Consider the following 14,515-nt stretch of genomic DNA (forward strand, 5'->3'; position numbering starts at 1 on the left):
CTTTTAAGGCGTGAATAACCGAGGCGGGAGCGATCCCGCCTCGGTTTTTTTATGGTGAAGGGAAAGTATAACGACGATGAATCGCTTCCAGTTCCTGCAGCACGTCTTCGGTAAGCGTCAGATTGTAGCTGTCGATATTAATCTGCAGCTGCTCAAGCGTGGTGGCACCCAACAGGGTACTGGCAACAAACGGCTGCTGACGGACAAAGGCCAGCGCCATCTGCGAGGGATCCAGACCGTGTTTTTTCGCCAGCGCCACGTACTCGGCGATAGCCAGCTGAGCCTGCTCACCGCTGTAACGGGTGAAGCGGCTGAACAGCGTATTACGCGCACCTTCCGGCCTGGCACCGTTGAGGTATTTACCACTTAAGGTCCCAAACGCCAGGCTCGAATAAGCCAGCAGCTCAACGCCTTCAAGGTGGCTGATTTCCGACAAACCGACTTCAAAGCTGCGGTTCAGCAGGCTGTACGGGTTTTGGATGCTGACAATGCGCGGCAGCTCGTGCTTTTCCGCCAGCTGCAGGTAACGCATCACGCCATAAGGGGTTTCGTTGGAGACGCCAATATAGCGGATCTTACCGGCACGCACCTGTTCGTTCAGCGCTTCCAGCGTTTCCAGCAGGGTGACGGTGGCCGTGGTGTCGTTGTATTCGTAGCTCAGCTTGCCGAAATAGTTAGTCTGACGCTGTGGCCAGTGCAGCTGATACAAATCCAGATAATCGGTCTTCAGACGCTTCAGGCTGGCATCCAGCGCTTCACGAATGTTTTTGCGATCCAGCGCCTGATTCGGGCGAATTGACGCATCCGCGCCACGCACCGGGCCGGCCACTTTGGACGCAAGGATGATTTTGTCACGATTGCCGCGGGCCTGGAGCCAGCTGCCAATGTATTTTTCGGTTAAACCCTGGGTTTCCGGACGCGGAGGCACCGGATACATTTCTGCGGTATCAATAAGGTTAATACCGGAACGGAGAGCTAAATCTAACTGCGCATGGGCGTCGGCTTCGCTGTTCTGCTCACCAAACGTCATGGTTCCCAACCCCAGGCTACTGACTTCCAGGGTGCTGTGGGGGATACGGTGATAGTGCATGTGCCGGCTTCCTTTTTACATTATTAAAAGGTTCTGGAACCTGAAGAACGGCCTGCAATGAGGTGCATAGCCCCGCGGTACGTGCTCAGGTCCGGCATTTGACTATAACCGCCGTTCGCTGCAGGGGGAAGAGGGGATTTATCGGGAAATGCGGACAGAGCCACCAACGGATTGCCAAAGGTGGCTTAATTTGACTTAGCGCTCAACGATGGAGGAAACATCATCACCGTTGATTTGTAATTCATGGCCAGAGCGGTCGGTATATTTCACCAGGCCGGTCTCTTTATCAATCTCAGGTTTGCCCTGGGTCATGATCATGTTGCCTTCCTTAGTCGCCATCACGTAATCGCTGCTACACCCGCTGACCAGCGTGGCCAACATAAGCGCTGCTGCGCCAAACATATACTTCATACTTCGCTCCCTTAAGGCCCGCTACTGAATACTGTTATGTCCATTAATAACGCATTTTGGCGACAGACGCAGTAGTAGATGTCCGAAAATGTGCTGCGAGCACGTCGGGCCATTGACATTAATCGTAAGATGATACTACAGAGCGAGGTACTGGCCGGCGTGACCGGCCAGTAAAGGATCAGGCGAGGTTCTTTTTAGAGCGCATCAGGTTCAGGCATTCCACGGCCATTGAGAAGAACATGGCGAAATAGATATAGCCTTTAGGAACATGCACATTGAAGCTTTCCAGTATCAGCGTAAAGCCGACTAAAATCAGGAAAGCCAGCGCCAGCATTTTCACCGAAGGATGACGGTCAACGAAGTCGCCAATGGTTTTAGCGGCGAACATCATTACGCCCACCGCAATCACCACGGCGGCCATCATGATAATCAGATGATCCGACAGGCCAACGGCGGTGATCACCGAATCGAGGCTGAAAATAATATCCAGCAGCATAATCTGCACGATGGCACCGACAAACGAATGCACATTGGTTTTATGCTCGGCATCACCGCCTTCAATGGTTTCGTGGATCTCCGCGCTGGATTTCCATAGCAGGAACAGGCCACCGAACAGCAGGATCAAATCGCGGGCGGAGAAGCTGTGATCCATCAGGGTAAACAGCGGCGTGGTCAGGCGGATCACCCAGGCGATGGACGCTAACAATCCCAGACGCATTAACATCGCACCGGCTAAACCTACACGGCGAGCGGTATTCTGTTGATGTTTAGGGAGTTTGGCGACTACCAGGGAGAGGAAAATAATATTATCGATGCCGAGGACGATCTCCAGAATCGTCAGCGTGCCCAGGGCCAGCCAGGCATTGGGATCTGCAATCCAATCAAACATGCTAACTTTGCTTCCTAAACGAAAAGTAAACGAGGAGTATACGCAACCCGTGGTCGCGCTGCTATCCTGCTTTCCTTTTATCTGGGGCGGTCAGCCCGTCGGATTACAATAAAAAATGGCGGGCCAGCAGGGGACCGGTGAAGCTTTTCTTCAGATAGAAACCGCGCGGTAAGGTCATAATCGGCTGGCCGTTAGTGCCAATCCCTTCGGTCAACGCTTTGCTGTTGGCAGCTTTAGGGCGGATTTGCAGCACCTCACCGTGGCGGGCGGTGATCTTTTCGACCTGCCCTAAGACAATCATATCCATTAGCTCTTCCCAGTCGCGCTGCAACAGCGCTTCCTCTTCCTCACTGGCACTCCACAACAGCGGCGTACCCACCCGACGCTCAGCCAGCGGGATCGCCCGGTCACCCTCAACCGGAACCCATAAAACCCTGGCCAGTTTGTGCCGCACATGGCTGGTCTGCCAGGTGACGCCGCTGTTACCGGTCAGTGGCGCGACGCAGACGAAGGTGGTTTCCAGTGGGCGACCCAGCGCGTCTATCGGGATGGTTTTCAACTCCACACCAATCTCGGCAAAATCCTGCTCGGGCTTGCTGCCTGCACTGGCTCCCAAATAGCGTTCCAGTAACATGCCAACCCAGCCTTTATCACGACGCAGATCCTGCGGGATCCTCAGACCCGCTCTTTCTGCCAGTTCACCCAGCGTAAAGCCTGCCAGCTGTTGGGCACGATCCAGCAGCACGGTTTCGTTTTCTGGCGGCGCTAGCGGAATAAATTCAGAACTCATGGATAACTCTCAGTTGCCGTTCAAAAAAGCACCACTCTTTTGCACAGGGAAAATTAAGGCAAAGCGGATTGTGCAAAACAGGAATAATAGCATGATAAATCATGATTTTTTACCCCGCCAGCCCCGTTAAAAAAGAGCAGGGCAAAAGGTTATGCCCGACTTGTCACCGACAATGAACAGGATCACCCCCCCTGTTATCCACAGAAAAATGGGATAACTCGTCTTTTACGCGAACACTGTTTCGATTTACAGCCTTGACTGCGGCTGTTTTGCCACTTTTTGCACGATTTATGCTTAAGTGAGCGGCATATCCTGTGGATAAAAACGCGGGTGTTCGATCTTTCACCAGCCACTGAATATCCCTCTGTGACAACAGGATGACGCGAGGCGATTTTCGGTGGGAATCAGGATAATTCCGAGGTTTTAGAGTCAGTTAATCCGTCGGGAAAATCGGAGGCAGATTGCGCGTCAAAAAGTTTTCCCCAACCGTTAAGGGAGTTCTGCACAAAGCTATCCACAGAAAACGTGAATAAGATCGCGCTTTCTGCCCCCTCTCTGTTTATAACTTAGTGCAAAACTGTGAGTTATCCCGCGTCAGCCACGTGCTGAGGGCGTAAAGCAGTGGTTTACCACCTGTAAGGAGTATGAAACAATCAGAACATCCGAGTTTTAGTTTGAGGTAGTCCAGTGATCGATGATGATGGCTACCGCCCGAATGTTGGTATCGTAATTTGTAACAGGCAGGGACAAGTGTTGTGGGCCAGACGTTTTGGCCAGCACTCCTGGCAGTTTCCCCAGGGTGGGATCAATGCGGGTGAAACCGCGGAGCAGGCGATGTACCGGGAACTGTTCGAGGAAGTCGGTTTGCACCGCAAAGATGTGCGCATCCTTGCCTCTACCCGAAACTGGTTACGTTACAAGTTGCCAAAACGTTTGGTGCGTTGGGACACAAAGCCGGTTTGTATCGGCCAGAAACAAAAATGGTTTCTTTTGCAGCTAATGTGCAATGACGCAGATATCAATATGCAGACCAGCAGTACGCCGGAATTTGACGGCTGGCGTTGGGTCAGTTTCTGGTATCCGGTTCGTCAGGTGGTCTCGTTTAAACGCGACGTTTACCGCCGCGTGATGAAAGAGTTCGCCAGCGTGGTCATGCCACTGCAGGAGACGACCGTACAGCGAAATATGCCCGCTTATCGACGGAAGAGAGGTTAAGCCACGTAGATTATGCTCACACAGCTGCGCGAAATAGTTGAAAAAGTGGCAGGTGCGCCCCGGTTAACCGAGGCGCTTGATATCCTGGTCAATGAGATCTGCCTGGCAATGGATACCGAAGTCTGTTCGGTGTATCTGGCCGATCACGACCGCCGCTGCTATTACCTGATGGCGACCCGTGGCTTAAAAAAGCCGCGTGGTCGTACCGTCGCACTGGCCTTTGACGAAGGGATCGTCGGACTGGTGGGCCGGCTGGCTGAGCCAATCAACCTGGCTGACGCGCAAAGTCACCCCAGCTTCAAGTATGTGCCTTCCGTAAAAGAAGAGCGTTTCCGTTCGTTCCTTGGCGTGCCGATCATCAGCCGACGCCAGCTGTTGGGCGTTTTGGTGGTTCAGCAGCGCGAACACCGTCAGTTCGACGAAAGCGAAGAGTCTTTCCTCGTCACGCTGGCCACGCAGATGGCGACCATTCTGTCGCAGTCTCAGCTCAACGCCCTGTTTGGTCAGTACCGCCAGACCCGCATTCGTGCGCTGGCCGCAGCCCCTGGCGTGGCGGTGGCGGAAGGGTGGGTGGATACCACCCAGCCTTCGCTGGACCTGGTGTTTGCCGCGTCCACGCTGGATACGCACCGCGAACGTGAGCGCCTCTCTCTGGCGATGGATGAAGCCTCCAGCGAATTCCGTCGCTACAGCAAACGCTTCACCGCCAGCGTGCACAAAGAAAGCGCGGCAATCTTCGATCTCTATTCCCACTTACTCAGCGACAACCGGCTGAAGAAGGATCTCTATGCGGAGATCGACGCCGGTTCAGTGGCTGAGTGGGCCGTTAAAAAAGTCATTGAGAAGTTTGCCGCACAGTTTGCCAGCCTGCAGGACAGCTATCTGCGTGAGCGTTCGGGCGATCTGCGGGTGCTGGGACAGCGCCTGCTGTTCCACCTCGATGACAGCGTGCAGAGCACCAGTACCTGGCCAGAAAAGTTTGTGCTGGTGGCCGATGAACTCACCGCCACCACGCTGGCCGAGCTGCCGCACGACCGTTTAGCGGGTGTGGTGGTCAGGGACGGTGCTGCCAACTCACACGCCGCCATTATGGTGCGCGCGATGGGCATTCCAACGGTGATGGGCGCGGATATTCAGCCCGAGTTGATGAATGGCAGGCTGCTGATCGTTGACGGCTATCGCGGTGAGCTGCTGGTGGATCCTGAACCGGTGCTGGTACAGGAATACCAGAAGCTGATCAGCGAGGAAAATGAACTCAGTAAGCTGGCCGAAAATGTCGTTGAACAGCCCGCCACGCTGAAAAGCGGTCAGCCGGTGAAGGTGATGCTGAATGCCGGTCTGAGCGCTGAACATGAAAAAGCGCTGGGAAGCTGGGTGGATGGTGTCGGTCTGTACCGCACTGAAATTCCCTTTATGCTGCAAAACGGCTTCCCTTCAGAAGAGGAGCAGGTCGCGCAGTATCAGGGCATGCTGCAGCTGTTCCTCGACAAGCCGGTGACGCTGCGCACCCTGGATATCGGCGCGGATAAACAGCTGCCGTATATGCCGATCAGTGAGGAGAACCCGTGCCTTGGCTGGCGCGGCATTCGCCTGACGCTGGATCAGCCGGAAATTTTCCTCGTGCAGGTTCGCGCTATGCTGCGTGCCAACGTTGCCAGCGATAACCTCAGCATTCTGCTGCCGATGATCACCAGCATTGATGAAATTGATGAAGCCAAACGGCTGATCGATCGTGCCGGGCGCGAAGTCGAAGAGATGCTGGGTTACACCATCCCGAAACCGCGCATCGGGGTGATGATCGAAGTGCCTTCGATGATCTTTATGATCGGGCACCTGACCGGCCGCGTCGATTTTGTCTCGGTTGGCACCAACGATCTTACCCAGTACTTACTGGCGGTCGATCGCAACAATACGCGGGTCGCCAATCTGTACGACAGCCTGCATCCGGCGGTACTGCGCGGTCTGAAGACCATTGCGCAGGAAGCCGAAAAGGCGGGCGTTGAGCTCTGCCTGTGCGGCGAGATGGCGGGTGATCCGATCTGCGTGGCGGTGCTGATTGGCCTGGGGTATCACCACCTGAGCATGAACGGCCGTAACGTGGCGAGGGTAAAATACCTGCTGCAACACATTGATTACGAAGAAGCCCACGCGCTGGCTAACCGCGCGCTTGACGCAATGCTGGCCAGCGACGTCCGCCACCTGGTTGCCGCCTTTATGGAGCGGCGTGGCCTTGGCGGGCTGATCCGTGGCGGGCGCTGAATCTCTTAACAAAGTTTACAGTTCCGCGAGATCGCAACAATTCGGGCTGTGCTATTATGCGCGCCTTAATGCAGCGCCCCGCGCGCACTGGTTTACTTATTCCGTCGCCTGCAGGTCAGGACAGACTTTAACAATGGTGAAAGATGAATAACGGCTATCTGGCTTTCCCCCAATTTGACCCGATAATATTCTCCATCGGGCCAATTTCCCTGCACTGGTACGGTTTGATGTACCTTGTTGGCTTTGTATTTGCCATGTGGCTGGCCGTGCGTCGTGCCAACAAACCTGGCAGTGGCTGGAAAAAAGAAGAAGTTGAAAACCTGCTGTATGCAGGCTTCCTCGGCGTGTTCCTGGGTGGGCGTATCGGCTACGTGTTGTTCTACAACATGCCGTTGTTCCTCGACAATCCGCTGTACCTGTTCAAAGTCTGGGATGGCGGCATGTCATTCCACGGCGGCCTGATCGGCGTGATCTGCGTGATGCTGTGGTTCGCGCGTCGCACCAAACGTAACTTCTTCCAGGTGGCTGATTTTATTGCGCCTCTGATCCCGTTTGGTCTGGGTGCCGGGCGCTTAGGCAACTTTATTAACGGTGAGCTGTGGGGCCGTGTGGCACCGGATTTGCCGTGGGCAATGCTGTTCCCAGGCTCGCGCAGTGAAGACGTCGCGCTGGCAGCGACCCATCCGGAATGGCAGTCACTGCTGGCGACGTACGGCGTACTGCCGCGTCACCCTTCGCAGGTTTACGAACTGCTGCTCGAAGGCGTGGTGCTGTTTATCATTCTTAACGTCTTTATCCGTAAAAACCGTCCGATGGGCGCCGTGTCAGGCCTGTTCCTGATCGGTTACGGCGCGTTCCGGATCATCGTTGAGTTCTTCCGCCAGCCGGATGCGCAGCTGGGCCTGTTCGATAACGCCATCAGCATGGGGCAGATCCTGTCTATTCCGATGATTCTGGCCGGGGTGATCATGATGGTCTGGGCTTACCGCCGTCAGGGCGCGCAGCAAGTACGTAGGGCAAAATGAAACAGTATCAGGATTTAATGCGAAAAGTGCTGGAAGAGGGCACGCCGAAGGATGACCGTACCGGAACCGGCACGCTGTCAATTTTTGGCCATCAGATGCGCTTCAATCTGCAGGATGGTTTCCCGCTGGTCACCACCAAGAAATGTCATCTACGTTCAATCGTGCATGAGCTGCTGTGGTTCCTCAATGGGGATACCAACACCGCCTATCTGCAAGAGAACAAAGTCACCATCTGGGACGAATGGGCCGATGAAAACGGCGACCTGGGCCCGGTGTATGGCAAACAGTGGCGTAGCTGGGGGGCTGCCGACGGTCGCGAGATCGATCAGCTGACCAACGTGCTGCAGCAGCTAAAAAGCGACCCGGATTCCCGCCGCATCATCGTGTCTGCCTGGAACGTCGGCGAGCTGGATAAGATGGCGCTGGCACCTTGCCATGCGTTCTTCCAGTTCTATGTGGCGAATGGCAAGCTCTCCTGCCAGCTGTATCAACGCTCGTGTGATATCTTCCTTGGCCTGCCGTTCAATATCGCCAGCTATGCGTTGCTGGTGCATATGGTTGCACAGCAGTGTGACTTAGAGGTCGGGGATTTTGTCTGGACCGGCGGCGACACGCACCTGTACAGCAACCACCTCGAGCAGACTCATCTGCAGCTGACGCGTGAACCTCGTCCGTTGCCAAAACTGGTGATTAAGCGCAAGCCGGCTTCGCTGTTTGATTACCGTTTTGAAGATTTCGAGATTGAAGGGTACGACCCGCATCCACCTATCAAGGCGCCGGTCGCTATCTGAGTTAAGCAGGAGCGGATCCTTCCGCTCCTGTCCTTCTTCTTTTACGCTCCCTTCAGGCAATTAACCCACAGGAAAACAGGCGAAACGGTCTTCGAGCAGAGGATAGCCGTGGGAGCCTGGCAATTCGAAATGCCACCATTCCGTGGCGATGCCCTTAAAGCCACCGCCAAACATAATCGCGTTAAGCATCAGCCTGTTACGTTGAGCCTGCTGTGCCAAACCCGGATAATAGGGGTGCGAACGTGCGTGCATTTCATCAAAACCGGCACCCATATCGACAATCTGTCCCTCGCTGTCCACCAGCGTCAGGTCGATGGCCGTTCCCCGACTGTGATGCGATCCCTGCGAGACTTCAACCACATAGGCGGGATCCGGGCAGGCATGCCATAAATTGTGCTGCGCCTGCTGCGGGCGATATGCGTCGTACACCAGTAAAGTAAAGCCCGCCAGTTCGGCAATGGCGATGCATTTTTCCAGCGCGCGCGCGGCGTCAGGATGAAGTAAACAGCGGTCTTCACAATAGATCGGCCGGCCACAAATGTTATCTGCGGTGGCATATTTCATCTCAATTTTTAACTGGGGAAAGGTCTTTGTTAAATCCACCAGTTCACATTCATCAGCCATAACGCATCCTGTTGTATTCGCTTCGCCGTCCAGCAAATCATTTTACGACAGCCCCCGCAAATACTTTGTCCTTATGCTGCAACGCTAAATTCTTGTTGGAAAACGCCGCACGCTTTGCCGGATTGCCGCTGGATCGATGTGGGGTAAAAAGCACAATACAGCGATGAAAACGATGAGCGGATTTACCTTAGCCGAGCTGTTAATTGTCATGGTGATTGCCAGTATCCTGACGCTCGGTGCCATTAGCAGCTGGCAAAGCTGGCAGCAACTGCAACGGCTGAATGACAGCGCGCGCCAGCTCCAGCATTTCCTGTTGCGGCTGCGCAGCGAGGCGAATGAGCACAACGCCGCGCGGATACTTTGGCGACGCACTGGGGCAGCCTGGTGCGTGGGCAGCGGCCCGCTGCAACCCTGCGGCAAATCCTCACGCAGCCTGTTTCCCGCACCCTGGCCGGAGGTCCGCTTGCGTTCACTGACCGAGGAAATGGGCTTTTATGGCCGCAATAATGTTGCCCGTCCTGGCCGGATTATCCTCGCCGGGGAAGCCGGTGAACGGCATGTGGTGGTGTCGTCACGGGGACGGGTGCGGATATGTGAGGATAACTGCCTGTGAAGCAGACGGGGTTTAGCCTGGCAGAAATGCTGGTTGCGCTGGCCATCAGTAGCGTGTTGTTGCTTAGCGCCGCCAGGCTGCTTCCGGTGCTGCAACGCAACAATCTGCAAACCCTGATGCGCTTTCAATTGCAGGAAGAATTGCAGTTAATGATGTTCACCCTGGAGAAATCCGTGCTACGGGCAGGATATTGCCGGGGAGAATGTCGCGGACAGGGGCTGACTCTCGGCGCTGATGGCCACTGCCTGTTGGTGCGTTGGGATGAAAACAGTAACGGCAAATGGGAAGGCGTGGAAAGCAGCGACAGCGATTTCTATGGCTATCGATGGCGTGACGGCAGTCTGGAAACGCAGCGGGGCGTCGATCGTTGTGACGGTGGCGGTTGGGAAAGACTTAACGATCCCCGCACCGTGACCATCGAGTCGTTCCGGGCAACCCAGGTCGATCGCCAGATTCGCCTGGCGATCACCGCCTTCGCGAAAGCCTTTCCTTCCGTTCGACTGACGGCGGAGCGTTGGTTAACCGCGGCCAATCTATGACTGATTTACCAAAGCAGCAGGGCGGCGGCGCGTTGATTATGGTGATTATCCTGCTGGCGTTATCGGCGGCCTTGCTCAATGCCACGCGCAAGCAGTTGGATGACGGGCTGAGCCGGGTCAATGATGAGCGGCAGTTCCTGCAACAAAGGGTGCAGGCCAGCTCGGCGTTGAGTTGGGGAGCCCGACAACGGTGGCCGGTCGCGCCGGAATGGCAATGTCAGCGGGAAAACGCCCGCGGCTGGCGAAGTTGCCTGCTGACTGTTAATGACCAGCGCGAGCTGTTAATGGGCGACAGCGGGCCAGCCACTATTGCCCAGTATCAGTGGCTGGCACGACCGGAGGCGATGAGCCTCAAAACGCTGCCCCACGGCTGGCTTGATTACTGCCCGCTGACAGAGGAAGAAGGATGCTATCCCGATGAAAAATCAGCTGGGTTTTAGCCTGCCGGAAACCCTGGTTGCGCTGCTGCTGTTTGCCTGCAGCTTGACGGCCTTACTGCAGTATCAGCTGGCGCTGGCCAAAGGGTTCCAGCATCAGGCACAACAACGGGAGGCCTGGCGCTATGCTTTGCAGCGTTTCGAGGGCTATCAGCCACCCAACTGGCAGAGCGCCGTGGTTCAGCAGATGGGGCCAGCAAACTGTCCGCTATTGACCGCGACGGTGGTCAGCCCGCTCGGACGTCAGGCGCAGTTAACCTTGCTGCGTTGCCCCGATATCACCGAGTGACGGGACTGGCGATTTGCAACCTGCCCCTGACAGGTTACAGTGTTGGCGCAAAGCAACATCCCGGAAAAGGAGCAGACATGTTTACCGTTTACCACTCAAATCAGCTGGACTTGCTGAAAACGCTGGCGGCTTTTCAGATTGAAAACAAGCCCCTGCGCGATCCCTTTCAGTCTGAAGTGGTGCTGGTACAAAGCCCTGGCATGGCGCAGTGGCTACAAATGTCGCTGGCTGAGCAGTTTGGTATTGCGGCTAACATCGCCTTCCCGTTACCGGCGACCTTTATCTGGGATATGTTTGTTCGCGTTTTACCGGGCATTCCTAAAGAGAGTGCCTTTAATAAAGCCAGCATGAGCTGGAAGCTGATGGCTATTCTGCCAGCGATGCTGACACGCACCGAATTCACCCTGTTACAGCACTATCTCACTGAAGACCAGGACAAGCGCAAACTCTTCCAGCTGGCTTCCCGCGTGGCGGACTTATTTGACCAGTATCTGGTCTATCGCCCGGAATGGCTCAACAGCTGGGAGAAAGGCCAGATCATTGACGGGCTGGGCGAGGCGCAGCAGTGGCAGGCACCGTTATGGGCCGCGCTGGTGGAATACACCGCAGAACTGGGCCAACCCGAATGGCACCGCGCCAATCTCTATGCACGCTTTATCAGTAAGCTTGAGAGCAGCAATGAGCGGCCGCCCAATCTGCCTGACCGGGTGTTTATCTGCGGTATTTCCGCCCTGCCACCGGTCTATCTGCAGGCGCTGCAAGCGCTGGGCAGGCACATTGATATCCATCTGCTATTTACCAATCCTTGCCGCCATTATTGGGGCGACATTCAGGATTATGCTTTCCTCGCCAAACTCCAGAGCCGTCGCCGTCAGCATTTTCAGCGGCAGAGTGAAAGCCCGCTGTTCCGCCAGGCCGATGCCTCCGCGCTGTTTAATGACGCCGGAGAACAACAGCTCAGCAATCCATTGCTGGCGTCCTGGGGCAAGTTGGGCAGGGATAACCTCTTTCTGCTGGCCCAGATGGAGTGCCAGGAAATAGACGCCTTTGTCGATATTGAGCCCACCACCCTGCTGCAAACGGTACAGCGCGACCTGTTAGAGCTGGAAGACAACGCGGTGATTGGCCTGCAACAAAATGAGTGGGAAACCAGCACGGCGAAACGGTTGCTGGATCCTGCTGACCGATCGATCAGCCTTCACCTTTGCCACAGCCCGCAGCGGGAAGTGGAAGTGCTGCAGGATCGCCTGCTGCAAATGATGGCTGACGATCCTTCGCTGTCTCCGCGTGAAGTGATTGTGATGGTGGCCGACATTGATGCTTACACCCCGTTTATTCAGGCGGTATTTGGTAATGCGCCCGCCGGGCGTTATCTGCCGTTTGCCATTTCTGACCGCCGCGCCAGTCAGGCCCATCCCGCCTTGCAGGCCTTTATCTCGCTGTTGAGTTTGCCGGACAGCCGTTTCACTTCAGAAGAGGTGCTGGCGCTGCTGGACGTCCCGGCTCTGGCAAACCGCTTTGCTATTGATGAAGAAGGGCTGAAGCGCCTGCGCCGCTGGGTGGAAGAGTCCGGTATTCGTTGGGGGCTGGACGACGATACCGTTCGCGATCTGGAACTGCCGCCGACCGGGCAGCATACCTGGCAATTTGGCCTGACCAGGATGTTGCTGGGCTATGCAATGAACAGTGAAAGCGGTCACTGGCAGGGGGTGCTGCCCTATGATGAGTCCAGCGGCTTGATTGCAGAACTGGCCGGCAACCTGGCCGAGCTGCTGACCCGTTTGCGCCACTGGCGGACCCTGCTAAATACCACGCGACCACTGGAAGAGTGGCTGCCGCTGTGCCGGACGCTGCTGCAGGATTTCTTTGCCGGCGATGCCGATACCGAAGCGGCGCTGGCGCTGATTGAAGAGCAGTGGCAGCAGGCAATTAATTACGGCATCCAGGCGCAGTATCAACAGGCGGTTCCGCTCTCCCTGCTGCGGGATGAACTGGCTTCCCGCCTCGATCAGGAAAGGATCAGCCAGCGCTTCCTCGCCGGCCCCATCAACTTCTGTACGCTGATGCCAATGCGCTCCATCCCGTTTAAGGTGGTTTGCCTGCTGGGAATGAACGACGGGGTTTATCCGCGCACGCTGCCGCCATTGGGCTTTGACCTGATGAGCCAGCAGCCGAAAAAGGGTGACCGTAGCCGTCGCGATGACGACCGTTATCTGTTCCTTGAAGCGATTAACTCGGCGCAGCAGCAGCTGTATATCAGCTATATCGGGCGCACCATTCAGGACAACTCGGAGCGCTTCCCCTCGGTGTTGGTTAGCGAACTGGTCGAGTACATCAGCCAGAGCTTCTGCCTGCCGGAGGACCAGCCGCTCGACGTCGACAAAAGCGCCGAGTCGGTGATACGACATCTGCATCATCTGCACAGCCGGATGCCGTTTGCCGCGGAGAATTTCTCGCCGCAGGCCGAATTCAAAAGCTTTGCCGCCGAATGGTTGCCTGCCGCCAATGCCAGCGGCGTGCCGCATCCCGCCTTTATGCAGCCGCTGCCAGTGCTGGAGATCGCGGAACTTAACTTCGAGCAGCTGGTGCGTTTCTGGCGGCATCCGGTGCGGGCCTTTTTCAGCCAGCGGCTGGGGGTGAGTTTTATCGCCGAAGAGGCCGGATTACCGGATGCAGAGCCCTTCACCCTCGATAATCTCAGTCGTTATCAGGTCAACACCCAACTGCTTAATACCCTGATTGATGACCAACCCAGCGAGCCGCTTTACGCCCGGCAGCGTGCCTCCGGAAATCTCCCTTATGGCGCCTATGGTGAGCTGTTCTGGCTGGAGCAGCAGGAAGAGATGGCCGAGCTGGCGAATCGCGTGCGCGAGCAGCGGGCCGAGGCGGTCAGCTGGGAAATTGCCTTAACGATCGGCGGGATACAGCTGAACGGCTGGCTGCCGCAGGTGCAGGACGATGGCTTACTGCGCTGGCGGCCGGGCCACCTCAACTTTACCGACGGATTATCTTTGTGGCTTGAGCATCTGGTTTACTGCACGCTTGGCGGCCAGGGCGAAAGCCGGATGGTGGGCCGCAAAGAGAGTCAGTGGCGCTTTCCCGCACTGCCTGCTGAACAGGCCAGAGAATGGCTGGGTCGTTATGTCGAAGGCTATCAGCAGGGGATGTGCTCACCGCTACTGTTATTACCGCGAACCGGCGGTGCCTGGCTGGAAGCCTGTTATGACGAGAAGGCTGAACAGCTGCTGACGGATGAAAGCACCCAGGCCAAAGCCCGTGTCAAGCTGTTGCAGGCCTGGCAGGGGAATATGCAGATTGAAGGGGAGGGCAGCGATCCCTATCTGGCCCGTCTGTTCCGTACGCTGGATGATGAAATAGTGCAGCAGATCTCGCACAACGCGGAAATTTGGCTGCTGCCGTTGCTGCAGATGAATGACATGCAGTAAGACATCCTGTAGTGTTACTTTATAACCATTTGTCGTTTTTTACTTTCTTGTTTCTTTTTCGTCCACAGCCGTCAAAGAAAATATCCAGGTTAAATGT

General features: G+C 55.9%; 14 protein-coding genes. 9 read left to right on the plus strand and 5 right to left on the minus strand.

Annotation, left to right across the window (positions count from 1 at the left end):
* Positions 1 to 49 precede the first annotated feature (49 nt).
* From AC1UKS_RS04635 to mutH, 4 genes are all read right to left on the minus strand, one after another.
* A complete protein-coding gene (locus AC1UKS_RS04635) occupies positions 50 to 1,090 on the minus strand; it encodes an NADP(H)-dependent aldo-keto reductase (RefSeq protein ID WP_053143768.1) in 1,041 nt (346 codons plus the stop codon).
* A gap of 195 nt (positions 1,091 to 1,285) precedes the next feature.
* The gene (locus AC1UKS_RS04640; protein WP_053143770.1) at positions 1,286 to 1,501 is read right to left on the minus strand and encodes a YgdI/YgdR family lipoprotein; all 216 of its coding nucleotides are present in this window, start codon (positions 1,499 to 1,501) and stop codon (positions 1,286 to 1,288) included.
* A gap of 178 nt (positions 1,502 to 1,679) precedes the next feature.
* On the minus strand, positions 1,680 to 2,390 hold the full coding sequence (locus tag AC1UKS_RS04645; RefSeq protein ID WP_013203603.1) for a TerC family protein: 711 nt from the start codon (positions 2,388 to 2,390) through the stop codon (positions 1,680 to 1,682).
* A gap of 103 nt (positions 2,391 to 2,493) precedes the next feature.
* The gene (mutH, locus tag AC1UKS_RS04650; RefSeq protein WP_265908608.1) at positions 2,494 to 3,180 is read right to left on the minus strand and encodes a DNA mismatch repair endonuclease MutH; all 687 of its coding nucleotides are present in this window, start codon (positions 3,178 to 3,180) and stop codon (positions 2,494 to 2,496) included.
* Between the two features lie 687 nt (positions 3,181 to 3,867).
* On the opposite strand from mutH, the gene rppH reads away from it, so the two are divergent.
* The 4 genes from rppH to thyA all read left to right on the plus strand — a co-directional run bounded on the left by rppH (position 3,868) and on the right by thyA (position 8,470).
* Positions 3,868 to 4,395 carry an RNA pyrophosphohydrolase gene (gene rppH, locus AC1UKS_RS04655; RefSeq protein ID WP_013203601.1) on the plus strand — a complete coding sequence of 176 codons (528 nt, stop codon included), beginning with the start codon at positions 3,868 to 3,870 and terminating at the stop codon, positions 4,393 to 4,395.
* 12 nt (positions 4,396 to 4,407) lie between these two features.
* Positions 4,408 to 6,654: a phosphoenolpyruvate--protein phosphotransferase gene (gene ptsP, locus AC1UKS_RS04660; protein ID WP_265908611.1), complete on the plus strand. Its 2,247-nt coding sequence runs from the start codon at positions 4,408 to 4,410 to the stop codon at positions 6,652 to 6,654.
* A gap of 143 nt (positions 6,655 to 6,797) precedes the next feature.
* Positions 6,798 to 7,679 carry a prolipoprotein diacylglyceryl transferase gene (gene lgt / locus AC1UKS_RS04665; RefSeq protein WP_482435974.1) on the plus strand — a complete coding sequence of 294 codons (882 nt, stop codon included), beginning with the start codon at positions 6,798 to 6,800 and terminating at the stop codon, positions 7,677 to 7,679.
* Positions 7,676 to 8,470: a thymidylate synthase gene (thyA, locus tag AC1UKS_RS04670; RefSeq protein WP_482435975.1), complete on the plus strand. Its 795-nt coding sequence runs from the start codon at positions 7,676 to 7,678 to the stop codon at positions 8,468 to 8,470. Before lgt ends, thyA begins: the two co-directional genes overlap by 4 nt.
* Positions 8,471 to 8,530: 60 nt before the next feature.
* Here the strand turns inward: thyA and ddpX are convergent, their stop codons facing one another.
* Complete coding sequence (gene ddpX, locus AC1UKS_RS04675) at positions 8,531 to 9,094, minus strand: D-alanyl-D-alanine dipeptidase (protein WP_265908613.1); 564 nt, start codon at positions 9,092 to 9,094, stop codon at positions 8,531 to 8,533.
* 172 nt (positions 9,095 to 9,266) lie between these two features.
* On the opposite strand from ddpX, the gene AC1UKS_RS04680 reads away from it, so the two are divergent.
* From AC1UKS_RS04680 to recC, 5 genes are all read left to right on the plus strand, one after another.
* Positions 9,267 to 9,707, plus strand: a complete 441-nt coding sequence (locus AC1UKS_RS04680) for a prepilin-type N-terminal cleavage/methylation domain-containing protein (protein ID WP_482435976.1) — start codon at positions 9,267 to 9,269, stop codon at positions 9,705 to 9,707.
* The gene (locus AC1UKS_RS04685) at positions 9,698 to 10,246 is read left to right on the plus strand and encodes a prepilin peptidase-dependent protein (RefSeq protein WP_482436882.1); all 549 of its coding nucleotides are present in this window, start codon (positions 9,698 to 9,700) and stop codon (positions 10,244 to 10,246) included. The genes AC1UKS_RS04680 and AC1UKS_RS04685 overlap by 10 nt, the downstream gene beginning before the upstream one ends.
* Complete coding sequence (locus AC1UKS_RS04690; RefSeq protein WP_482435977.1) at positions 10,243 to 10,686, plus strand: DUF2509 family protein; 444 nt, start codon at positions 10,243 to 10,245, stop codon at positions 10,684 to 10,686. The genes AC1UKS_RS04685 and AC1UKS_RS04690 overlap by 4 nt, the downstream gene beginning before the upstream one ends.
* Positions 10,664 to 10,972 carry a prepilin-type N-terminal cleavage/methylation domain-containing protein gene (locus AC1UKS_RS04695; protein ID WP_265908617.1) on the plus strand — a complete coding sequence of 103 codons (309 nt, stop codon included), beginning with the start codon at positions 10,664 to 10,666 and terminating at the stop codon, positions 10,970 to 10,972. The genes AC1UKS_RS04690 and AC1UKS_RS04695 overlap by 23 nt, the downstream gene beginning before the upstream one ends.
* A 77-nt stretch (positions 10,973 to 11,049) precedes the next feature.
* On the plus strand, positions 11,050 to 14,418 hold the full coding sequence (gene recC, locus AC1UKS_RS04700) for an exodeoxyribonuclease V subunit gamma (RefSeq protein WP_482435978.1): 3,369 nt from the start codon (positions 11,050 to 11,052) through the stop codon (positions 14,416 to 14,418).
* Positions 14,419 to 14,515: the final 97 nt, after the last annotated feature.

It is taken from the genome of Erwinia sp. AK-PDG3-5 (assembly GCF_056821705.1).

Bases quoted from the DNA above. Each gene is read 5' to 3' on its own strand.
- ddpX (WP_265908613.1), bottom strand. From the start codon at position 9,094: ATGGCTGATGAATGTGAACTGGTGGATTTAACAAAGACCTTTCCCCAG.
- AC1UKS_RS04640 (WP_053143770.1), bottom strand. From the start codon at position 1,501: ATGAAGTATATGTTTGGCGCAGCAGCGCTTATGTTGGCCACGCTGGTC.
- AC1UKS_RS04635 (WP_053143768.1), bottom strand. From the start codon at position 1,090: ATGCACTATCACCGTATCCCCCACAGCACCCTGGAAGTCAGTAGCCTG.
- AC1UKS_RS04645 (WP_013203603.1), bottom strand. From the start codon at position 2,390: ATGTTTGATTGGATTGCAGATCCCAATGCCTGGCTGGCCCTGGGCACG.
- AC1UKS_RS04695 (WP_265908617.1), top strand. From the start codon at position 10,664: ATGAAAAATCAGCTGGGTTTTAGCCTGCCGGAAACCCTGGTTGCGCTG.
- mutH (WP_265908608.1), bottom strand. From the start codon at position 3,180: ATGAGTTCTGAATTTATTCCGCTAGCGCCGCCAGAAAACGAAACCGTG.
- AC1UKS_RS04690 (WP_482435977.1), top strand. From the start codon at position 10,243: ATGACTGATTTACCAAAGCAGCAGGGCGGCGGCGCGTTGATTATGGTG.
- ptsP (WP_265908611.1), top strand. From the start codon at position 4,408: ATGCTCACACAGCTGCGCGAAATAGTTGAAAAAGTGGCAGGTGCGCCC.
- AC1UKS_RS04680 (WP_482435976.1), top strand. From the start codon at position 9,267: ATGAGCGGATTTACCTTAGCCGAGCTGTTAATTGTCATGGTGATTGCC.
- recC (WP_482435978.1), top strand. From the start codon at position 11,050: ATGTTTACCGTTTACCACTCAAATCAGCTGGACTTGCTGAAAACGCTG.
- lgt (WP_482435974.1), top strand. From the start codon at position 6,798: ATGAATAACGGCTATCTGGCTTTCCCCCAATTTGACCCGATAATATTC.
- thyA (WP_482435975.1), top strand. From the start codon at position 7,676: ATGAAACAGTATCAGGATTTAATGCGAAAAGTGCTGGAAGAGGGCACG.